General features: G+C 45.7%; 22 protein-coding genes and 1 pseudogene. 15 read left to right on the top strand and 8 right to left on the bottom strand.

From position 1 onward, the window contains the following. The first annotated feature begins 262 nt into the window (after positions 1-262). The 7 genes from ABO04_RS09230 to ABO04_RS09260 all read left to right on the top strand — a co-directional run bounded on the left by ABO04_RS09230 (position 263) and on the right by ABO04_RS09260 (position 7,928). Positions 263-697 (top strand): copper resistance CopC family protein, encoded by a 435-nt coding sequence (locus tag ABO04_RS09230; RefSeq protein WP_160810388.1) that lies wholly within the window; start codon positions 263-265, stop codon positions 695-697. A gap of 5 nt (positions 698-702) precedes the next feature. Further along, positions 703-2,847, top strand: a complete 2,145-nt coding sequence (locus ABO04_RS09235) for a CopD family protein (protein WP_160810389.1) — start codon at positions 703-705, stop codon at positions 2,845-2,847. Between the two features lie 113 nt (positions 2,848-2,960). After that, positions 2,961-3,512, top strand: coding sequence for a hypothetical protein (locus tag ABO04_RS09240; RefSeq protein ID WP_160810390.1), 552 nt, complete (start codon positions 2,961-2,963; stop codon positions 3,510-3,512). Positions 3,513-3,710: 198 nt separating this feature from the next. Continuing rightward, positions 3,711-5,405: an ATP-binding cassette domain-containing protein gene (locus tag ABO04_RS09245; RefSeq protein ID WP_160810391.1), complete on the top strand. Its 1,695-nt coding sequence runs from the start codon at positions 3,711-3,713 to the stop codon at positions 5,403-5,405. Between the two features lie 200 nt (positions 5,406-5,605). Further along, complete coding sequence (locus tag ABO04_RS09250; protein ID WP_160810392.1) at positions 5,606-6,151, top strand: septation protein A; 546 nt, start codon at positions 5,606-5,608, stop codon at positions 6,149-6,151. 15 nt (positions 6,152-6,166) lie between these two features. Beyond that, complete coding sequence (mutY, locus tag ABO04_RS09255; RefSeq protein ID WP_160810393.1) at positions 6,167-7,297, top strand: A/G-specific adenine glycosylase; 1,131 nt, start codon at positions 6,167-6,169, stop codon at positions 7,295-7,297. After that, positions 7,290-7,928, top strand: coding sequence for a 5-formyltetrahydrofolate cyclo-ligase (locus ABO04_RS09260; protein WP_160810394.1), 639 nt, complete (start codon positions 7,290-7,292; stop codon positions 7,926-7,928). The genes mutY and ABO04_RS09260 overlap by 8 nt, the downstream gene beginning before the upstream one ends. Before the next feature lie 56 nt (positions 7,929-7,984). Here ABO04_RS09260 and ABO04_RS09265 read toward each other — a convergent pair whose 3' ends face one another. From ABO04_RS09265 to lptC, 8 genes are all read right to left on the bottom strand, one after another. Continuing rightward, positions 7,985-8,602, bottom strand: a complete 618-nt coding sequence (locus ABO04_RS09265; protein ID WP_160810395.1) for a flavin prenyltransferase UbiX — start codon at positions 8,600-8,602, stop codon at positions 7,985-7,987. A gap of 177 nt (positions 8,603-8,779) precedes the next feature. After that, a complete protein-coding gene (gene hprK, locus ABO04_RS09270) occupies positions 8,780-9,751 on the bottom strand; it encodes an HPr(Ser) kinase/phosphatase (RefSeq protein WP_160810396.1) in 972 nt (323 codons plus the stop codon). Then, on the bottom strand, positions 9,738-10,208 hold the full coding sequence (locus ABO04_RS09275) for a PTS sugar transporter subunit IIA (protein WP_160810397.1): 471 nt from the start codon (positions 10,206-10,208) through the stop codon (positions 9,738-9,740). Before ABO04_RS09275 ends, hprK begins: the two co-directional genes overlap by 14 nt. Positions 10,209-10,440: 232 nt before the next feature. Further along, the gene (gene raiA, locus ABO04_RS09280; protein ID WP_160810398.1) at positions 10,441-10,776 is read right to left on the bottom strand and encodes a ribosome-associated translation inhibitor RaiA; all 336 of its coding nucleotides are present in this window, start codon (positions 10,774-10,776) and stop codon (positions 10,441-10,443) included. Positions 10,777-10,933: 157 nt separating this feature from the next. Further along, complete coding sequence (locus ABO04_RS09285; protein ID WP_160810399.1) at positions 10,934-12,397, bottom strand: RNA polymerase factor sigma-54; 1,464 nt, start codon at positions 12,395-12,397, stop codon at positions 10,934-10,936. A gap of 4 nt (positions 12,398-12,401) precedes the next feature. Next, on the bottom strand, positions 12,402-13,124 hold the full coding sequence (gene lptB / locus ABO04_RS09290; RefSeq protein WP_160810400.1) for an LPS export ABC transporter ATP-binding protein: 723 nt from the start codon (positions 13,122-13,124) through the stop codon (positions 12,402-12,404). Positions 13,125-13,164: 40 nt separating this feature from the next. Further along, a complete protein-coding gene (gene lptA, locus ABO04_RS09295; RefSeq protein ID WP_160810401.1) occupies positions 13,165-13,716 on the bottom strand; it encodes a lipopolysaccharide transport periplasmic protein LptA in 552 nt (183 codons plus the stop codon). 66 nt (positions 13,717-13,782) lie between these two features. After that, on the bottom strand, positions 13,783-14,370 hold the full coding sequence (gene lptC / locus ABO04_RS09300) for an LPS export ABC transporter periplasmic protein LptC (RefSeq protein ID WP_160810402.1): 588 nt from the start codon (positions 14,368-14,370) through the stop codon (positions 13,783-13,785). Between the two features lie 193 nt (positions 14,371-14,563). Here lptC and nadA point away from each other — a divergent pair, with 193 nt between their 5' ends. The 8 genes and pseudogenes from nadA to panC all read left to right on the top strand — a co-directional run bounded on the left by nadA (position 14,564) and on the right by panC (position 22,159). After that, a complete protein-coding gene (gene nadA, locus ABO04_RS09305; RefSeq protein ID WP_160810403.1) occupies positions 14,564-15,667 on the top strand; it encodes a quinolinate synthase NadA in 1,104 nt (367 codons plus the stop codon). A gap of 68 nt (positions 15,668-15,735) precedes the next feature. After that, positions 15,736-16,497, top strand: coding sequence for an endonuclease/exonuclease/phosphatase family protein (locus tag ABO04_RS09310; protein ID WP_160810489.1), 762 nt, complete (start codon positions 15,736-15,738; stop codon positions 16,495-16,497). Then, positions 16,494-17,651: a cardiolipin synthase ClsB gene (gene clsB / locus ABO04_RS09315; protein ID WP_160810404.1), complete on the top strand. Its 1,158-nt coding sequence runs from the start codon at positions 16,494-16,496 to the stop codon at positions 17,649-17,651. Before ABO04_RS09310 ends, clsB begins: the two co-directional genes overlap by 4 nt. Positions 17,652-17,951: 300 nt before the next feature. Continuing rightward, a pseudogene (gene pcnB / locus ABO04_RS09320) lies at positions 17,952-19,336 on the top strand (polynucleotide adenylyltransferase PcnB). Further along, entirely contained in the window at positions 19,333-19,848 is a 516-nt protein-coding gene (gene folK / locus ABO04_RS09325; protein WP_160810405.1) for a 2-amino-4-hydroxy-6-hydroxymethyldihydropteridine diphosphokinase, read from the top strand. Before pcnB ends, folK begins: the two are co-directional and overlap by 4 nt. Then, positions 19,845-20,489 (top strand): deoxynucleoside kinase, encoded by a 645-nt coding sequence (locus ABO04_RS09330; protein WP_160810406.1) that lies wholly within the window; start codon positions 19,845-19,847, stop codon positions 20,487-20,489. The genes folK and ABO04_RS09330 overlap by 4 nt, the downstream gene beginning before the upstream one ends. Positions 20,490-20,492: 3 nt before the next feature. After that, positions 20,493-21,302: a 3-methyl-2-oxobutanoate hydroxymethyltransferase gene (gene panB, locus ABO04_RS09335; RefSeq protein ID WP_160810407.1), complete on the top strand. Its 810-nt coding sequence runs from the start codon at positions 20,493-20,495 to the stop codon at positions 21,300-21,302. Between the two features lie 23 nt (positions 21,303-21,325). Next, on the top strand, positions 21,326-22,159 hold the full coding sequence (gene panC / locus ABO04_RS09340) for a pantoate--beta-alanine ligase (RefSeq protein ID WP_160810408.1): 834 nt from the start codon (positions 21,326-21,328) through the stop codon (positions 22,157-22,159). Positions 22,160-22,178 lie beyond the last annotated feature (19 nt).

Genomic DNA, 22,178 nt, shown 5'->3' on the forward strand with positions numbered 1-22,178 from the left:
ACAGTTAAAGACAATCAAACAGAACATGTGTCGCGCTTCCCTTTTGCTGTGGGAACAGGAGGTAAATTCAAAATGAATATGTATTTCTGGCCATTGTTGATCATCATCGCAGGCGTTGGATATTTCTTCTTCTCAGCAAAAAAGAAAAAAGAAAAAAATATTTAGAAAAATCGATTGTACAGTAACATCAAAGTAAGCATTTTTTCAATGAGCGATAATCCTGATTTGTGTGTTTTTATTTAATTATCAATGAGGTAGAGATATGATAAAAAATAACTATTTTAAATTCATTACGTTGAAACTAGCTGCTATGGTGAAGATAAGTACAGTGATTCTGGGATTTGGGTTGGTGATCTTGATGTTACATCCAGATACTGTATTTGCACATGCCGAACTGGTTAAAGCTGAGCCTGCGCGTAGAGCTGCACTTACTACTCCGCCTAAGCAGATCAGACTATGGTTCAATGAGGAAATTGAAGCTGATTACGCTTCAATTTCCCTGCTTGATGCAGATAATAAGGTCTTAACGGAAGAAAAACCCATGGCATATCCAGATGATCCAAAATCTGTTTATTTAGATCTGCCGGAATTAGTGGGGGGGCGATATACAGTCAAATTTCGGGTGTTGTCAGTAGATGGACATGTTCTGGATTCGGAATACAAATTTACTGTTAGGGAAAACAAAACTGCTGAATAAAAGTAATGGAAGTTGTTGCGATACTCGTCCGCTGGTCACAGCTTGTTGCTAATCTGATACTGCTTGGCAGTTGTACTTATTTGGCCATAGCAGGTGCAAGAAAGGAATTATTTAGTAATTCCTGGGTTTCCCGTTTGGAAAAACTATTTCCATTGCTGGCCTGTATAGTTTTAGCGGGTCTCGTGGGGATTTTGGCAACGACTACAGGAAAAGCAACGGGTGTTGAATCAAATGTATGGGTGCCTGCTGCATGGATAAAAGTTGTCCAGAATACCAGTATGGGGCATATGTGGGCAGTACGTGCAGTATCAGCTTTGTTTTTGCTGGGCGCGGCTATATTTATTTTCCTGAAACGTGAACGGAGCAGGTGGCATTACGTTATGGTTGCAGGCTTGGCATCTTTACCCTTGATAGCTTCTATCATGGTAAGCCATGCCGGTTCGGATGAAAATTTTTTGTTTTATGCTCCTGTTTACGCCATTCATATTTTGATGGCTGGTGTGTGGTTTGGTGCACTGCCTGCATTTCTATTGATTATTTTTGATCGGCGTCGTTGTGAGGAAAAAGGTGCCCAATTAATTTTGAATGTGGAAAGTCTTAAAAAGTTTTCCTTCATTGCTTTGCCTGTGATGGTTGCAATTGTATTGACGGGCTTGGTTCTGACAGATCGAATGGTTGAGGATCACTACCATACATTGGTTGCAAGCACTTATGGTTGGGCATTGATCATTAAAATTTCTCTATTGGTGATCATTCTATTAATAGCTTTCCAAGCGAGATCACGATGGCTTCCTTCATTCGAACGTGTTTGTGATTCGCTTGATTCCGCTGGTATTGAAAGAGAAAACAAGCAAAAGAATACCTTACTTCCTAAATTAACGCATAAAACTGTTCGGACAGATAATCATGATTATGCTGGAGATGCTCCCGGTGTAGGTGTGCAGAAACTGAGGACATGGGTTCGAATTGAATTCGTACTTGCACTATTACTTGTGTTATTTGCGACAATTCTTTCCAATTCAATGCCCGCTAAGCATGTTGTGGTCGAGAATTGGCCTTATTCATTCCGTTTTACGATAGACGGAACTTTAGGAGCGGGAACATGGGAAGATCCGGGTGTTCAGTTCTTTCTGGTATTGGGGGGGGGGTTATTTACGGCGGCGGTTGGTTTATTCTTGTTGGGGATAAAAGGAGGCAGGCGCTCTAAAAAGTATAATGTAGTGATAATAGCCTTGGTATTAGGTTGCGCAGCTGTCACGCTCCCTCAGTTTGCTGTGGATGCGTACCCTGAAACATACCGGGATGCGTCTGTTCCATTTGATGCAATTTCAATTTCAAACGGAGCAGCTCATTTTTCTGAGCTTTGTTCCAGCTGCCATGGGCCACAGGGAAGGGGCAATGGTATTCTTGCTAAAACTTTGCCGAAGATGCCTGCAGATCTGCTTACTGATTTATATACGACGAAGCATACTGCTGGTGACTTTTTTCACTGGATAAGCTATGGCATTAAAGAAGCAGGCATGCCGGGGTTTTCTGAAAGTCTGGAGGAGGAAGATCGATGGGATACTGTTAACTATATTCAAGCAATGTCAAGTGGTTATCAGCTCAGGTGGTTAGGTCCCACGATTGTTTCACATAAACTTTCAACGATGCCGCCAGATTTCCAGTTTACAACCTATGCTGACGCTATCGGTACACTTAAAGAATATCGACACAATAAAAATGTTTTACTGACATTTTTTAGCTGGCCTGACTCTTTGAAACGATTGGAAGAGTTAAGTAAACGTCATGGAAAATTTAAAAACTTAAATACTGTTATACTCGCTGTTCCTCTGAATAAATACAGTGAGACAGCAATAGCTGACTTTGCCGCAAATAACTCTCTTGAAGTAGTCAGGGATGGATGGCTTGAAATAAAAAACAGTTATATCTTATACAGACGGACCCTTAAGTATCCTGATATTCTAGGAAAAGGTAATATACCTGATCATATGGAGTTTCTTGTTGATCGATTTGGCTACTTACGTGCCCGCTGGATACCTTCGATGGATCAATCAGGCTGGGATAATTTAGCATTACTTACCGATCAACTTCAACAACTTAATCAGGAAAAGGAGATATTGTCACAGCCACATAGTTATGCACACTAATTTTAGCAAGGAAAACCTTAGAAAAAAGAGTTTTGGTGGACCTATTTGAGTAGGTTTAATTAACAAAATTGTAGAGCTTGTAGAGCAATTTTTAATTGTGAGAGGGAGTGGTTATGAAAAATTTTCTAGTTGGTGTTATTTTTTCCGGTTTAATTGTTTTGTTGACCGGTTCGGTGTGGGCACATTCAAATGAAGGTTCCAGCGCTGTAAAAGGGGCGCATGGCGGGCAACTGCTTGCGGCAGGCCCGTATCACTTTGAATTACTGGCAAAGGATGGGGAATTACGCCTGTATATAACGGATCATAATAATAATGAGGTCCTTGCCAAAGGTGGGTCAGCAAAAGCAAATATTTTTGATAAGGACGGAAAAAAAGTTTCAGTACAACTGGTTCCCATTTTTTCAAATTTCATGAAAGGAACAGGTGACTTTAAAATAACCCCGGAAACAGTTGTGTCTGTTTTCGTAGTGGTACAGAACAATAAAACAAATGTCGCCCGGTTTACATCGCTTGTTCAAGGATCATCACCTGCCGATGTTAAAGAAGAAACGCATGAACATCACCACGAAGATGCGGAGAGTAATGAAAGTGCTTCCAATAATGACCATGATGAGCACGAATCTTCTGCGGAACAGGGTGAGAGTGATACTGACGAAGAGGATTAAGAGCGCTGTCCATTCGTAGTAAGCTCTAAAATAACAAAAAGCAGGGTGATTTAAGATACCCTGCTTTTTCTGTTTTTTCTGCCCGAAAACGCTTAATAGCTACTATCTTGTCATATAATCGCTAAACTATTATCAACATTATCGTAACCTGATACGGTTTGCGTGTTACGCTGATTTTACCATTCTTACCTTTTCGCGATGTCAGATAAGCGACCGGTGACTCAAATTGAACTACTGAGGCGCTTCTTAACCTGGAATGGATCTCATCGGACATCTTTTATATTAATCATTATTATTAGCAGTTTAGTTGCTCTGTCCGCTTCATTGATTCCATTGATAGCAGGGCAGCTATTTATTCAAATATTGCCAGGAGGTAACCGGCAATTACTCCAAGTATTTCCGTTGGTATTGGCAGTGCTTTTGATGACAGTCGTCATCGCCAGCTGGTCAGGATATTATGTGATTCATCGCTTGCTTGACAGGTTTATACTGGATATACGTACGGAGATGATCAAGAAGTTACTGATATTACCGCTGGCTCGTTCCAGTTTTTCTGCAGACACAATTTCTTCATATTTCTTCAAATCCATAAAAAATCTGTATTACAGCGCTATCTCGCTTGGAATCTGTTTGTCCAGAGATTTACTGGTTGCGGTCGGGCTGCTTTCAATAATGATCTGGCTCAACCCGGATATAACATTATTCATATTAACTGCATTGGTTGCAGCATTTTTTATCAGGCAAATATTGCACATTAATGCTCATCAGCGAAATATCCTAGATCAGAAGCAGCGTGAAGTTTCCAAAGTAATATCCAAAACATTGCGACATAGCAGAATTATTTTTCTGAATAAAGGCGATGAACAGGAGGTCGGGCATATCCGGAGTATGTTCAAACAATTGCAGCTTGTATCACTGAAGCAAATCCACCAGACGGGATTGCTGGAATTGTTAGCCTCCATTCTTCTGATAGGGACTCTTACAGGCTTTCTTTACTATTTTTTGCAACAACTTACCTTGGATCAATTAGCCGTAGAGGATGCTGTTGCATTTTTTACGGCAGGGCTAATGCTTGTTTACCCGTTGGAACGATTGCTACGTGTCGGTCTGTTGCTGAAGCAATGTAGTGAAGCGTTGTATCTTATTTTCTCATTGCTGGATCAGGATTTTGAAACGACTGCTGAAAACCGCCATGCAGTTCAGATTGGGCGTGCCAAGGGAAAATTGCGATTTGAAGAGGTCAGTTATAAGGATTACCCAAGAAATCTCTGGCTCTCTCGCTTTAACCTTGAAATCCCTTCTGGAAAAAAAATTGCGTTAATAAATCAGAATATTCGCATTAATCAGTTGTTTGCAGATCTTGTTTGTGGTTTCGAGCAACCATCAACCGGCAGAATTTTACTGGATGATCAAAATCTTAATCAGATGAGTCATGCCGAGTTGTGTAGCAATATCGCCTGGATTGCTCCGGATGAAGAGCTTTTAAACGACACGGTCGCGGCGAATATTGCCTATGGTAGTGTGCGCTGTAGTAATGAGATAGAGATTACTACAGCGGCACATGCCAGTCAGGCGATGGAATTTATTTGTAAGCTGCCACATGGCCTGCAAACGAAACTCAAAGAATGTAACTTTGTGCTTTCTGATGACCAGCGCCAGCGTATTCTTATTGCGCGGGTGCTATTGAAGAATCCGAGTATTGTCATTCTGGATGAAAGTAACACCTGTTTCGATACCGATAGTGCTTTCTTGATGCGTGCGCTGCATAGGTTACTCAATAATCACACGGTTCTTATTCTTTCATCGCGTCCGGTCATATTAGATCTTGCTGACCAGCTGTTAGATCCGGATTCTTTGGATGCGTCATCCATGGCCAATTCAACTGCATCATAAAGTAAATATTTTTGATTATAGGTAGTATGCAAATTCTGGAACTTCGTTCAAGATTCCACTGAAGGTGCATTGCGACGTTAAAAACGAGCTCGAATCTCACATTTTGAATGTGCTCCGGCTTTTCATTCTATATCTTCCTTGGTCGAGATCTTGAGCCGGTTCTAAGTATGATTACATTGGTAACATTAGAGGTATTTTGAATGAAATTTCTTTTTGATCTTTTTCCTGTAATCCTGTTTTTTGCAACTTATAAAGTTTACGGTATCTATAGCGCGACAGCGGTTGCCATTATCGCTACTTTTGCTCAAATTGGCTGGGTATGGCTGCGCCATCGTAAGGTTGACAATATGTTATGGGTGAGTCTTGCAATCATCATCGTTTTTGGCGGCGCAACACTGATCTTGCAAGATGAAACTTTTATCAAATGGAAACCTACCGTGCTGTATTGGTTGTTTGCTGTTATTCTCTTGTTAGCGTACAGAGGGTTTGGGAAGAACCTGATCAGAGTCATGATGAAGGATCAGGTCAAATTGCCCGAACCGATATGGATTAGGCTCAATACCAGCTGGTCGGTTTTTTTTGGTGCAATGGGAGCCATTAATCTTTATGTTGCCTACAACTATTCGACGGATACTTGGGTAAATTTCAAACTGTTTGGTTTCATGGGATTGATGTTTGTTTTCATTATCCTGCAAGCGCTCTTGTTGGGAAAATATATGGAAAAAAATGATGATAAGGAAATCTGATTGGTTATCAGATAAATGATTCGGCAAACGGTCGGACGGCCCAAGGTTTCGGTCGTCAGATCAGCTCCTTTTGCCAGCAGGTTGATCCAATGGCAGCTTGTATACGGACGGCATTCTCTGCCATGGCAGGGCACAAGGGATCCTTATGCTATATGGATATCAGAGATTATGTTGCAGCAAACCCAGGTCAGCACAGTTATTCCATATTACGAACGTTTCATGGCCGCTTTTCCAAACGTTGCATCACTTGCCAGTGTATCGGTTGAGGAAGTACTTACATTATGGAGTGGCCTGGGTTATTACTCACGTGGGCGTAATCTGCACCGGGCAGCATGTATGCTCATGGAGCAGTATAACGGTATGTTTCCACGGGACGTTGCTGCACTCCAGCAATTACCGGGAATTGGTCGTTCTACTGCAGCAGCCATTGCTGCTTTTGCATTTGGAGAACGCTGCACGATTCTTGACGGAAATGTTAAGCGTATTCTGGCGCGTTATTTCGGTGTCAACAGATACCCGGGCGAGAAAATAACTGAAGAACGGTTATGGCACCTGGCGGAAGGCTTATTACCCGTTGGAGAAGATCACGAAACCATGACGTCCTATACCCAGGCGCTGATGGATTTGGGGGCGTTGATCTGTGTACGTACTCAACCATGTTGTCAGTATTGCCCGTTACAGGCTGATTGCAATGCTTACCAAAATGATCTGACAGCTATTCTGCCTGTTCCCAGGCCCAGGAAAATACTTCCTGTTAAAGAAATTGTACATTTGATTCTTCTGAATCAAGGACAGGTTCTGCTGAAAAAACGACAAGCTTCCGGTATTTGGGGGGGGTTATGGTGTTTTCCGGAAATTACTGTCGATCAGGATGGCATTGATTACTGTAAAAAGAATCTGTATCTACGCGCAACAAAACTGACTGAGCTTCCTCATTTGAAACATACTTTTACACATTTTAAATTGATCATTCGGCCACAATTGCTGCAATCAGTCATGCATCAACCTGTGTGTGAAGAAAGCAGCAGGAAAGATGATTGTCTTTGGCTGACAATCGAGGAAGCTTTGCAACAGGCAATACCTGCTCCCGTTAAAAAATTGTTGTTAATGACTCAACCTGTACTCCAGTCTTGTATACATGAATGATGTAACTTCCCGACACTGGAAACAACGGCAGCGTACTCGTTTGCGTGAATTGCGCCAGCAGATTCCGACAGCGCAGCGCATGCTCTGGAATGAAGCAATTACCGTTGCACTGACACAAGGATTTCCTGTTCTTGAGAATAAAAAGATTGGTTTTTACTGGCCACACCAAGGTGAATATGATCCGGTACCGGCCATGATATTCTTGAAAACGCGCGGTGCTACTCTTGCCTTGCCAGAGGTGATCGGAAAAGAAGAGCCATTGAGATTCATTGAATGGTGGCCAGGAGTGCCGATGAAAAAAGATATTTACGGAATACCACTTCCTGACAACACCCGGGAAATTATTGTTGACAGTATTATCATTCCATTGCTTGGTTTTGATGAACAGGGTTATCGGCTTGGTTATGGCAGTGGTTATTTCGATCGCACACTTGCAGCGATGAATCCGCGTCCGCTCGTTATTGGTGTGGCATTTGAGATGTTGCGCCTGCCAACGATTTATCCGCAGCAACACGATATTCCAATGGATTATATTGTGACAGAACAACTCATTTTGTTCAGAACGGATACTGGCCTTGTGCCACTGTCAGTGGCCGATTGTGCATCCCGAAACAGTTTTGTCGGGGATTAGCCGACTGATTTTATTTCCAGAGTTGAGTGTATATCTGGAGAAAATAGATTCCGGCACTAGAGCTGTTCACTATCTCCCCAGCGAGGTATCAGAGTATGCGTTACGCCAAGCTGATCAAGTACACGTGCAACGATAAAATCGATGACGTCCTGAATGCTCTCAGGTAGATGATAAAACCCGGGGTTAGCGGGAAGTATCACTGCACCGCTGCGTGCAAGTTTTAGCATATTTTCCAGATGGATGATGGAAAAGGGAGTTTCCCGAGCAACAAGAATAAGTTTGCGTTGCTCTTTTAGCATGACATCTGCTGCACGTTCAATCAATTTTTGTCCCATGCCAGCCGCAACAGCGGATAAAGTACCCATGGTACAGGGGCAGATCACCATAGCATCGGCCGGGTTGGAGCCGGAAGCAACCGGCGCGAACCATTCTTCCCGGCCAAAAACCCTAAGTAAGCCTGGCTCAACATCAAAATAGTCATTCAGAAAAATTTCTGTTTCCTTGGGGCGGGAAGAGAGCGTGAGTGCCATTTCCTGTTGTGCCACGATTTGTGCTGCTTGCGAATAGAGTAAATAGACCTGATGACCTTGCTGCAGAAGTACCTCCAGCAGGCGAATGCCATATGGCATGCCGGATGCGCCAGTCAAGGCAATGGTAATTGTTTTTTTACTCATATTTCTCCGGTAAAACGCTGCAGAACGGCTACCATTATGTTTTTGCCTGAATCGGGTCTGAAATACACAGATTACCGTCTGTAAACTGTTTGGTTTCGCTTTGCCATAACTCATTTTTGCCAGAATATTTCTAATGGAGATGTTATGACTGCGGGGCAGTTTATGGTGAATTTTACTTTATTCAGTATGAGGATCATCGAAATGTTCCGCAGTGTTCCCGTTCATTTCTGATTCGTGGCGGCAAACGAACTCTCGGGTACTGTCGATTCCTCGCAACTGCAAAATGTAATTCCGAACGGCCGCTTCTACCAATACTGCCAGATTACGACCAGCGGCAACCGGAATGGTTACCTTGCGGATACTGACGTTCAGAATAATTTCATTAAAATTGCTCAGTGGCAGTCGTTCGTAAACATTAGTATTGCTGCCAGCCGTTTTTTCAAGCTGTACGATCAGCTTCATATTTTTATGCCGACGAATTGCAGTTTCTCCGAATATGGTACGGATATTCAGCATGCCCAGTCCGCGTACTTCGAGAAAGTCGCGCAGTAGCGGCGGACATTTACCTTCCAGCGTTTCAGGGCCGATGCGGCGTAATTCGACAACATCATCTGCGACCAGACCATGCCCACGACTGATAAGTTCCAGAGCAAGCTCGCTTTTACCGACACCGCTCTCTCCAGTGATCATGACGCCCATCCCGAGTACATCCAGTAGTACACCATGCCGGCTGATGACAGGTGCCAGTACTCGTACAAGATAGGTTTGTAATCCCCAGATAATCTCAAGACTGGCGATTGTTGAACGAATTAATGGGATGGATTGTTCATTTGCAAACTGCCTGATGGAATATGGAATCGGCGCATCATCCGCCACAATTAAACAGGCAAGTTGACTTCTGGCCAGCTGGTTCAGTCTTTTTTGCAGAGAAAAATCGTCAAGCTGTTCAAGATATTTGACGGATGTCTGGTTTAGAACCTGTATCCAGTTGGGATGAACGAAGTTGAGATGGCCTATCAGTTCCTGCGTCGAACTGGTGATCAGGTGATTCTCAAGCTGCCTGTCTGTAGCGGGTGGCGACTCACCCCATTGCAGACATAATTTTTCCTTATTTTTTTCGAACAGTTGTGTGACGCTAACCTGAGACATGTTCAGGTGTCCACTCGGCGATGAGCTGGTGGATTTCTTTGGCATCTTGGGCGTGGAGCAGTTTTTCGCGGAAGTTTTTATTACTGAACATTTGTGCCAGTTCACTCAGTATCATCAAATGCTGATCTGTTGCTTTTTCCGGTACCAGCAGGACGCAGGCAATACTAACAGGCTGGCCGTCCGGGGCATCAAAAGGGATGGCCTCCTTCATTCTGACCAGCACTGCAGCTGCTTCGCGCAGTCCCTTGATCCGACCATGTGGGATGGCGATTCCCTGGCCAAGCCCGGTCGATCCGAGTTTTTCACGTGCGAACAAACTGTCAAAAACCTGACTGCGCGCAATATGCAGTGTATTTTCAAATAACAGACCAACTTGCTCAAATACACGTTTTTTGCTGGTCACATCCAGATCAATAATAATATTGGATTCCGGCAATAATTGAGTAATGAGATTCATGGAGATTGAAACCACTTTAGGAAATTAGGTGATGCTTTTTATTAGAAACAGAACGTTTTTATGTCGCTGGCTGTAATACGCCAGAACCTGCTGTTGTTTTGCAGGCCAGTTTTCTGTCTCGTGGACAACATAGCTATAGTGGGTTGCTGATCAGGACAATCCTGTTTTTAGTAATCCTATCGCCATTGCTGTCGTAACCCTTTACAGATATATGAGGAGATGGCAGACGGACTTATTCGGATTGTTCAAATTCCTGGTCTTTCAGTCCACCCTGATCATTGCGTTGTTTGATATTTTTTTCCTTATGTTTAAGGATCTGGCGAGCCAGTTTGTCCGCCAGGCTATCAATTGAAGCATACATATCGGTGCCATCGGCTTCGACAAAAACCTCTCTGCCCCGCAAATGAACCGTGACCTCGGCTTTTTGTTTGAGTTTTTCCACGGAAAGGGTCACATTAATGGCCATGATGTTGTCAAAGTGGCGTGTGGCTCTCTCAATTTTGGATACAACATAGTCACGCATAGCGGGCGTAATTTCTATGTGATTACCGGTGAGATTCAAATTCATTATTTCTCCTTGTATGAGAGGATTGTGTTCAAGAGTACCATGGAAAGTCCTGAAAGTATCTGTCTGCTATCCTGAAATCGGATCTGGAGCGTGCACTGTCATTTGTAAACTGTGCTTCTTCACCTTTGTTTCATTGCATTGTGATCAGCTGATTTTTTCAGGGAATTTTACGCAAATTAGTCGGAGGAATATGCATGAACTCCCGATATTTTGCAACAGTGCGGCGGGCTACAACAATACCCTGTTGCGCGAGTATTTGCGAAATCTGACTGTCATTCAGCGGTTTTTTACGATCCTCATTTTGGATGAGCTGCCTGATAAGCCCACGAATGGCTATGGCTGAGTGTACCTCACCGGTTTCAGTGGATATATGGCTGCCAAAAAAATATTTGAGTTCAAAGATTCCATGTGGTGTCCACATATATTTCTGGGTTGTGATACGAGAAATAGTTGATTCATGCAATCCAAGAACTTCAGCAATTTCACGCATGACCAAGGGGCGCATAGCCGTTTCACCCTGTTCCAGGAAAGCTTGCTGACACGCAATAATTGCTTGACTGACCCGGAATATGGTAACCATGCGCTGGTCAATATTTCTGATCAGCCAGCGGGCTTCTTTCAGCTGTTCCATCAGAGGCTGGGTTACTTCATTGCGATGGCTTTTCAGGATGCTGGCATATAAATGGTTAACGTGTACACGGGGAACCGAGTCGGGGTTGAGTTGTACTGCCCAGCCTTTATCCGATTTGGTCACAATCACGTCTGGTATGACATAACGTGCTGTCGTCGCGTTGAAGTTATCACCAGGTTTGGGATTGAGTTGAGTAATCAATTGGTAAATTGACTGTAAGCAGGCATCATCGCAACCAAGCACTTTCCTGAGTAACGGAAAATTTTTGGCAGCAACACTTTCCAAATGTTCATTAACCAGTTTGAGTGCCTCCTCTCGCAGCGGTGTTGTATCCGATAATGCCAGGAGCTGTATGGACAGACATTCCCGCAGATTGCGTGCTCCCACACCGGGCGGATCCAGTTGCTGAACATAAGCCAGAGCGGACTCCAGGTCAGCGATACTGATTTCCAGTTCAGCCGGAAGCAATCTGGCAAGCTCTCCCAGATCCTGGGCAAGATAGCCGTCATCATCCAGACTGTCCACCAGCAGTGCGGCGATTTTCTTTTTTCGTTCGCAACGTTGCCTCAAACTGATTTGCATGAGCAGATGTTCTCGCAAGCTGACAGGTTTGCTAACCAGATGGGCATAATCCTGATCATGTTCCTCATCACGCCGTCTGCGCGTGTCGGAAAAATATTCCTGGTCTGTATACAATGCATTATCTGACCAGTCGTTCGGGGTTTCAGTATTTTCTCCAGTATCCGGAAATCCGTCAGTTTCTGCTGTAGCAGTTAAATCTGATGATGCTAATGAAGAATCCTGTCCTTCGGTTTCAAATTCTTCCCGGCTGATCCCTTCATCCAGCTCAAGTAAAGGATTTTCCTGGACGATGCGCGAGATTTCCTGATTGAGTTCAAGCGTGGATAGCTGAAGCAACTGAATTGACTGTTTCAGTTGTGGTGTCAATGTGAGGCCGGTGGAGAGCTTGAGTTGCAGAGTCGGCTTCATGTTTTCAGAGCCTGAAATGCTCACCCAGGTAGACTTCTCGGACACGCCCATCATTGATGATTTCATCAGGCGCCCCACTGGCGAGTACGGTTCCCTCACTGATGATATAGGCGCGATCACAAATTCCCAGAGTTTCCCTGACGTTGTGATCTGTGATGAGTACGCCAATTCCGCGTGATTTGAGGAAACCGATGACTCTTTGAATATCCATGACAGCAATAGGATCTACACCGGCAAAAGGTTCATCAAGCAAGATGAAGCGTGGCTGGGATGCCAATGCTCGTGCAATTTCCACGCGCCTGCGTTCACCGCCCGATAGGCTCATGCCGGAACTTTCACGTAGATGGCCAATATGCAGGTCGTGCAATAACCCGTCCAGATGCTGCTGTATTTCATCTTTCTGAAAGTGCTGTAATTCCAGTACGGCAAGAATATTTTCCTCGACCGAGAGCCGGCGAAAAATTGAAGCTTCCTGGGGAAGGTAACTTAATCCCAGCCGGGCGCGCTGATGAATCGGCAGCTGGCTCAGATTGTGTTTATCCAGAAATATTTCCCCTCCATTCAATGGAATCAATCCAACTACCATGTAAAAACAGGTTGTTTTTCCTGCTCCATTGGGGCCCAGCAAACCAACAACCTCGCCGCTGCGGACAGAAAAAGATACATTCATGACCACTGTGCGTGATTGATATTTTTTTTTCAGATTTTCCGCACGCAATTCACTCATATGCTTCATCCGGATGGGTGATGGTTCGTTTTCTGAAGTTTTATTTTGCTGTTTCTGCATCAGGTTGTTTCGCTTTCGGTTGAATGACAGCACGTACTCTGTGATCGGAATTTTTATCATTTTCAGGCTGGGGCTGGCCAAATACCTGAAAAAAGTCGCTTGCTATGTCATAGGAAATATAATCTCCCTCTACTTCATCAATACCCCGTTTCAGTCGTGCGCTTCCAAATAATTCTATTATGTCGGTTTTGTTGTCATATTCTGCGCGTCTGCTCCACGCCTCGACGTATTCATCAACGCCATCGCGCTTCTGGCGATAACTGACCAGGTTGCCATACGCTGTAGCGTGCCGGTACCCCGTGATATCTTCCTTCATAACGACTTTATCTGCCCGTAGAATCAGTGTTCCCTGGGTCAATATGACATTTCCGGTAAATGTACTGGTACGAAACGCGCCCTTTTGTTTGTAATCCTCAACGGTAGCGCGATCGGCTTCCAGATGGATCGGTTTGTCATGATCTGCGCGCTCAGCCAGGATAGCGGCTGAGAAAAACGTGAGGGACAAACTTAGAAACAGACATTGAAATTGCATAAACCAATAATACAAAAAGTAAAATGGAAAACCGGAGAAATCGAAATCTGTACCGGTGTAACGTTTCTAGCGGGATGAGCGTGGCGTACGTTCATCACGTGCTTTGACTCGAGATTGCATCAGAATTTCACCTGTCTGATTGTTCATAAACAGTCCGACTGCATTGAGAACGCTATTCATTCTTATTACAGTGACTGGTCGATCGGTTTGGGCGATGTCGGTATCCGGAATCAGATGCAGGAAATCAGTCAGCATGGTTACTTTATCCTGATCCAGATCCTCTCCCCGGATAATGGCAACATTTTCGGTCAGAAAAATATCATTCCCGTCCTCAGTCAATTCAGCTCGATCAGAAGTCACCCTGAGCAGTGGTTTGTCCGGTTCTATGCTGGTGAAACGTACATGTTCCAGCCGTGTTATGTCTCCTGTTTGATAGTGAGTCAGTTTGTCGGCCGAGAAAAAACGATTTCGCCCGAATTCATGATTGGCTTGTATTCCGTCAAGATTTTCAATGATGTAGTCTACCTCTTGTTGCAAATCGCTGCTCTGCTGCAGACCCGGACGTTGCAGAGCGTTATCCAGCCAGAGCGTAAGCAGAAGCAGAAGCAAAACAGCCAACCATACAGATGGCCTCAAGAGTAGTGAGCGTTTCATGTTAAAACATTTTACACATGGACCTTATTACGAACATGGCTTGCTTCCCCCGCTTTTTTGATCGGGCGATATTTATTTTCGGCAGGAATGTAGTGGCGCTGCAGAACAGACTTTTTAATTTGCATTTTTTGCTTAAATAAGTATCTTAATGTGATTACGGTCGTATTTCACAATAAATAAAGCTGGGTTGATTATGCAAGCACATGCAATCGATTTCGAAAACTACGAATTATTAGAAGATGAAGTATGTACGCAACGAATCGTCACAGCCAAACAGAAGCTGGGAAAGCGCGCCATTATATTAGCGCATCACTACCAGCGTGCAGATGTTTACCGGCATGCTGATCTGACTGGAGATTCACTGAAACTTTCTTACCTTGCAGCACAGACTGACGCTGATTTTCTGGTGTTTTGCGGGGTGCACTTCATGGCGGAAGTGGCAGATATTCTTTCCAGCCCCGCGCAGACTGTCATTTTGCCTGATCTTTCTGCTGGCTGCTCCATGGCGGATATGGCCAATTTGACTAAGGTGGAGCGGGCCTGGCGCGAGCTGGCGGAGGTGCTCGGCGATCCGGACAAGACGGTGACGCCAGTAACCTATATTAATTCCAGCGCTGATCTGAAGGCTTTTTGCGGACAGCATGACGGGATTGTTTGTACTTCCAGTAACGCTGTCAAGATTTTGCAATGGGCATTTGCCCGGCGTGAGAAAGTGTTGTTTTTTCCTGATCAGCATCTGGGGCGCTGGAGCGGATACAAGATGGGGTTGTCGCCGGATGAAATGCCGGTATGGGATTTTGACGAACCCATGGGCGGGTTGACAGCAGAACAGATTGAAAAAGCCAGGATCCTGTTATGGAAGGGACATTGTTCGGTGCATCAAATGTTTCAGCCACAGCATATTCTCCGTTTCCGCAATCAGTATCCGGATGGACTGGTTATTTCACATCCGGAATGCAGTTTCGAGGTATGCAAAGCATCCGATTTTGTTGGATCAACCGAGTACATTATCAATACCATCCGGGCAGCAAAAGCCGGTACTCGCTGGCTGGTTGGAACGGAATTGAACCTGGTTGGACGCATCGCCGAGGAATTCAAGCCCGAAGGTAAAATTGTCCAGTTCATGTCACCGATGGTATGTATGTGTTCGACCATGGCGCGGATCGATCCACAGCATCTGGCCTGGTCACTTGAAAATCTGGTCGAGGGCCGTGTGGTGAATCAGATTCGTGTTCCGGAACCGCAAGCCAGTTTAGCCAAATTAACGCTTGAAAAGATGCTTGAGGTTTCAAAATAATGTCTACAGCCGGACTATCTGCTTTACCCACCGGCCATGGAACTGATGTTGTTTCCGATAGCAGGGCGGTGTGTGAGTCCGAGCGGACATTAAGTATTGCAACTTATAACATTCACAAAGGACTGTCGTTTTTCAATCAGCGTGTGATATTGCATGAATTACGTGACTATTTACGCAGCCTGAATGTCGATATCGTTTTTTTGCAGGAAGTGGTCGGGGAGCATACGTTGCACGCCAGTCGTTTCCAGGACTGGCCGGGAGATGCCCAGTATGAATTTCTAGCCGACACGGTCTGGTCGGATTTTGCCTATGGAAAAAATGCGGTTTATGACCATGGTCATCATGGTAATGCCATTCTTAGCCGCTTTCCCATATCAAACTGGGAGAATGAAGATATTTCAGCGCACCGGTTTGAAAGTCGCGGATTGTTACATTGCGAGCTGGTTATTCCCGGGTGGAAAGATACCTTGCATTGTATCTGCGTGCATCTTGGATTGTTCAAGCACGGAAGATATCAGCAGCTGGATGCCATAGAAAGGCGTATCCGGCAGCTGGTGTCGCCTGATGCACCACTGGTGATTGCGGGGGATTTCAATGACTGGCGAGGTGTGGCAAATCAACGTCTGGCGAATCGTTTGAATCTGGTTGAAGTTTTTCAGCATGTGCAGGGTAAGGCAGCACGCAGCTTTCCTTCCGTTTTGCCGCTGCTGCGGCTGGACAGAATTTATATCCGTGGTTTTCAGGTGAAAAACGCCCGGATTTTTCATAATCGTCCCTGGTCCCGCATTTCAGATCATGCCGCGCTATTGGCTCAAATCGTACGTAAATGAGTTTGCCCGATTTTGTCGAGGGAAACCGTATAACGCTACTGCATTCTGGCACAGAATATTTTCCGGTACTTGAATTGGCCATTGAATCAGCCAGGCAGGAAATTCATCTTGAAACCTATATCTTCCAATGTGATACAACCGGTATCCGGATTGTTGAAGCGCTTAAGCGGGCAGCACAGCGCGGGGTGGCTGTCCATCTGCTGATTGATGGATTTGGTTCGCTTGGCTTGTCCCGAAAGATAATTCAGGAAATGCTTGCGGCAGGCGTGCGAGTGTTGATATATCGGCCGGAGTTTTTTTCGTTCCGGCTTAAACGTTCCCGCCTGCGTCGTATGCATCGCAAACTGGCGGTTATGGATGCCAGCGTGGCGTTTGTAGGGGGGATCAATATTATTGATGATTGCTACGAACCCGATGCGTTATTTCCACGATTGGACTATGCTGTTCAGATTATTGGTCCGTTACTGGGAAAAATTCACGCTGCGGCAAGACATCTGTGGATGCTGGTTGCGTGGGTTTATTTCAAAAAACGCTGGACAGATCACTCGCCCGTTGCAAGCAGCAATCTGCCAGTGGGTCATCAGCGTGCATCGCTGATTATCCGGGATAACTTGCGTAACCGGCATGGGATTGAACGCAGCTATCTTAAGGCAATATCGGCGGCTCATAAAGAAATCATCATAGCCAGTGCCTATTTTCTACCCGGAAAGAATTTCCGGCAGGCGTTAATCGATGCTGCACAGCGTGGTGTCTCGGTGATCCTTCTGCTGCAGGGGAAGTCTGAATACCGCCTGCAACATTATGCCACGCATGCTCTGTATGGCCATTTGCTGGATGCTGGTATCCGTATCTACGAATACCGACGAGGATATCTGCACGCCAAGGTGGCGGTTATCGACGGTTTTTGGTCTACCGTCGGTTCTTCCAATATTGATCCGTTCAGTTTATTACTTGCACGTGAGGCCAATATCATTATTCTGGATCGGATGTTTGCGACGGAATTGCAAGGAAGTTTGCAACAGGCGCTGCAAGTCTCTTGTCCGGTATTACAGCGTTCCTGGAGAAACCGGCCACGCATTAAACGTTCGCTGAACTGGATATGTTATTACTTTATCCGGATCGTGTGGGGATTGATGGGATACCGTCGGGATTAGGATTTACTGTTGGCTGCCGGGACGCACTTTGTCACGCTTTCCTGGCGCGACATGATCAAAGCACGCTTGTCGTTTTTTTGTGCGGGTTAAGGAGCTTCTGGAAAATATTAGCGAGACGGTTAATTCGAGGCAAAAGTCGACGAAAAAGTGGAGTTTATGCGTAATAAATGAGCATTTTGAGCCGACGATTAACGTAAAAATAGCAATGCAGATAGTTTTGCAGAGGTTCTCTAATGTTTCATCAAAGTCTAATTCGTTACCAAGTGTATAATTTGCCGTTCATAAGTATTGCATCCAGGCATGATCCGTAAATTTCTGCATTATATTTTTTCCTTCAACTCTACAGCCTCTGTTACAACAGCGCCGGCATTTCGGGCCATTACATGCGAGCGCCATGGAATTTCACGCAATAGTATCAGTTCCGGCTCACTGAAAGTTGTTCTGGCCTTACAGCAGGCAGGTTATTCTGCCTATATTGTGGGTGGAGCCGTCCGCGACCTGCTGCTGGGGCTGCAACCCAAGGATTATGATATTGCCACCGATGCCACACCTGAACAGGTGCGCGCAATCTTCCGTCATTCACGCATCATCGGCCGGCGTTTCCGGCTGGTGCACGTCATGAGTAAGGGAGAAACAGTGGAGGTGTCCACCTTTCGTGGCAAGGCGGCGGATGATCTGATTCAGTCTAACCAGGAATATGCTTATATTGATGCAACCGGGCGGTTGCTGCATGATAATTTTTTTGGCAGCCAGGAAGAGGATGTAAGGCGCCGTGATTTTACTATCAACGCCTTGTTCTACGATCCTGCCACAGAAGAGATCATCGATTATCTGAATGGTTTTGAAGATATTATGGCAAGGCGGCTGAGCATTATCGGGGAACCCGGGCAGCGTTATCGGGAAGATCCGGTACGGATGTTGCGAGCGGTACGCCTTGCTGCCAAACTGGGTATTCAGATCGATGACAGAACAGCTGCGCCCATTGGTGATCTTGCGCCATTGTTACTGAATGTTCCGGCGGCACGCCTGTTTGACGAGATGCTTAAATTGCTGTTTTCTGGCCATGCGCTGACAGCATGATTGATTTGCGCGCGCGTGGACTGCATCACGGATTATTGCCGATGCTTGATGTGATTCTGGAACAGCCTCTGGGTGAACGGTTTATTTCTCTAGCGCTGAGAAATACCGATGAGCGGGTGCAGCAGGGTAAACCGGTTTCAGCCGGATTTTTATTTGCTGCATTGTTATGGCATGAAGTGCTGACGGTATGGAATACACATCTGAACGCAGGTGAAAAAAATATTCCTGCATTACATCGGGCGATGAGCGGTGTTCTGGCGGCTCAGCGCCGCCAATTGGCCATTCCGCGCAGACATGACGGTATTATTTATGATATATGGTCCATGCAGCCAAGATTTCTGGCGCGCGCAGGTCGTAAACCATTTCGCCTGCTGGAGCATCCGCATTTTCCTGCCGCCTATGATTTTATGCTGCTGCGGTGTAAAAGCGGAGAAATCGACGAAGAGCTGGGACAGTGGTGGCAAACGTTCAAGAATACGGATAATACTGTCCGGGAAACAATGTTGCTGCAGGAAACTCCAACAAAACGTCGCAGGAGACGTCGCCGTAGCGGCAAATCAGAAAGCGCAAAAGCGGCATCTCTTGATCATTCGGAAATTTCATGACGCTCGATTTTTATTCTGCATCGATCAGCCGGGTTTTTATTGCCTTGGGTAGCAACTTGGAAAATCCTTTGTATCAGGTCAGGCGTGGAATATTGTTGTTGGCCGGGCTGGAACATTCGCATCTGATAAAGCGCTCTTCACTTTATCGCACTGCTCCGGTTGGCAATACCAATCAACCTGATTTCATCAATGCTGTGGTGCAGATGGAAACAAGTCTGACACCGCACCACCTGCTGGATGCGCTGTTGGAAATCGAGCATGCCTGCGGTCGTGTGCGTACTTTCCCCAATGCGCCGCGTATCCTTGATCTGGATATTCTGTTATTCGAAAATCTGCAACACAGTGATGCTGAACTGGTGCTACCGCATCCACGCATGCATGAACGGACTTTTGTATTGCAACCTTTGCTGGAAATTGTAGCGGATTGTGTGATTCCGGGGCGGGGTTCAGCGGCGGCATGTCTGGCTGCGTGCGTAGAGCAGCCCCTAGTGGAGTGTATTGCATCGTCATGAATCTTGAGCGTTGCCGTTATATTGTCATTGAAGGGCCTATCGGCGCGGGTAAGACCAGTCTCGCCCGCAATATGGCAACCCGGTTGAACTGTTCACTCATGCTGGAACAACCAGAGGCCAATCCGTTTCTGGAGAAATTCTACGAAGACACGCCTCGGTATGCTTTGCCAACCCAACTGTTTTTTTTGTTACAGCGCAGGCAACAGCTGCAATCAGTGCAGCAGAAAAATGGTTTTTCACAATCCATTGTGGGTGATTTCCTGTTTGAGAAAGACCAGCTGTTTGCAGATGTGGCGTTGAGTGAGCTTGAGCACGGGCTATACCAGCAGATTCGTGAACAGATGTTTCTTGACGCTCCCGTGCCTGATCTGGTGATTTATCTGCAGGTCTCGCCTGAAATTCTCATCAAGCGTATCAGACAACGTGGCAATGCACTGGAACAGTACATATCGGAAGATTATCTGCGACGGTTGGCAGAGCGATATATGCAATTTTTTCATGCGTACGATCGGGCACCGGTCATGATAGTGAACAGCGAGCATATCGATCTGGCAAACAGCATTGCTGATCTTGACCTGTTGCTGGCACGTATTGACCAGATGCGCAGTGCGCGTGAATATTTTAATGTCGGGGTCAATTAACTAATGGATCAGCCGGTTACAAAACGGATCACCGTTTCGACGTTACAGAGTGCTTATCAGAAAGGAGAAAAAATAGCAGCCCTGACCTGTTATGACGCGACATTTGCTTTGATACTGGAGAATGCGGGAATTCATGTTTTACTGGTGGGGGATTCGCTTGGAAACGTGATACAAGGCCAATCCAGCACCTTGCCGGTTACGCTGAATGAAATGATCTATCACGTCCGATGTGTAGGGCGCGGTACTCGCAGTGTATTTATCCTGGCAGATATGCCATTTGGCACGTTCCAGGTGTCTCCGCAGGAAACATTCAGGAATGCGGCCCGGTTAATGTCTGCTGGTGCGCAGATGGTCAAAATCGAAGGGGGAAGGCATATGGCTGAAACTATAGAATTTTTGACTTGTCGTGGCATTCCGGTCTGTGCTCATATCGGATTGACTCCTCAATCTGTTCATCAGTTTGGGGGGTATAAGATCCAGGGAAAAACGACAAATGCTGCCAGGCAATTGCGGGAGGATGCATTATTGTTGCAGGAGGCGGGGGCGGCCATGCTGGTAATGGAGTTAATTCCGGCCGCGTTGGGTGAGGAAATTACCCGGTCACTTGCTATTCCCACGATTGGTATTGGCGCGGGTGCAGTGTGTTCAGGACAGGTTCTGGTGCTGCACGATATGCTGGGCATCAGTTCTGGCACCCTGCCTCGTTTTGTCAGAAATTTCATGATGGGTACGGACAGCATTCAGTCAGCAGTCAGGAATTATGTGGAAGCAGTCAAGACCGGAGAGTTCCCTGCGCACGAGCATATGTTCTGACAGACGCGATACGAGTTATTTACGTGGAAATCATTACTGATATTGCACCATTGCGTGCGCGGCTGCAATGCGAAACTTCAATAGCTCTGGTGCCAACCATGGGTAATCTGCATACCGGGCATTTGTCTCTGGTACAGATTGCGCGGCAGCGTGCTGGTTGTACTGTCGTCAGTATCTTTGTCAATCGTTTGCAATTTGCTCCGCATGAAGACTATGACTGTTATCCGCGTACCCAGGAGAACGATTGCCGTTTGCTGGAAGAAAGTGGTGTGGATATTGTATTCATTCCGAGTGAAAAAATACTTTATCCTGTCCCGCAGGAATTTCAGTTGTTGCTTCCGCCTGTGGCAGATACGCTGGAAGGTGCTTGTCGTCCCGGATTTTTCCGTGGCGTGACAACGGTTGTGTTGAAGCTGTTCAATATCGTACAGCCTCATGTTGCGGTGTTCGGTGAAAAGGACTACCAGCAATTGCAGATTGTCCGCAGAATGGTTACCCAGCTGAATTTGTCTGTGGACATTGTTGCAGGTCAAACTATACGGGCAGAAGATGGTCTTGCACTCAGCTCACGCAATAACTATCTGGATGTCATCCAGCGGCAGAAAGCAGGTGAACTGGTTCGTAGCCTGAGGAAAATTGGGGAAAGTATTGTTTCGGGTAACCGAAATTTCCCGCAGTTGGAATGGTCTGCCATTGAGCAGTTGAATATGCATGGCTGGAAAGTTGACTATGTCGCAGTGCGTCAACAATGCACACTGCTGCCGGCAACAGTGTGCGATTCCGGTTTGGTCATATTAGGTGCGGCATGGCTGGACAAAGTCCGGCTGATCGACAATCTCCTGCTTGCCCCGTCATAACCAAATAACAATAGGCCGG

Source organism: Nitrosomonas sp. HPC101, from assembly GCF_009833125.1.
In the GTDB taxonomy this organism is placed as follows: domain Bacteria; phylum Pseudomonadota; class Gammaproteobacteria; order Burkholderiales; family Nitrosomonadaceae; genus Nitrosomonas.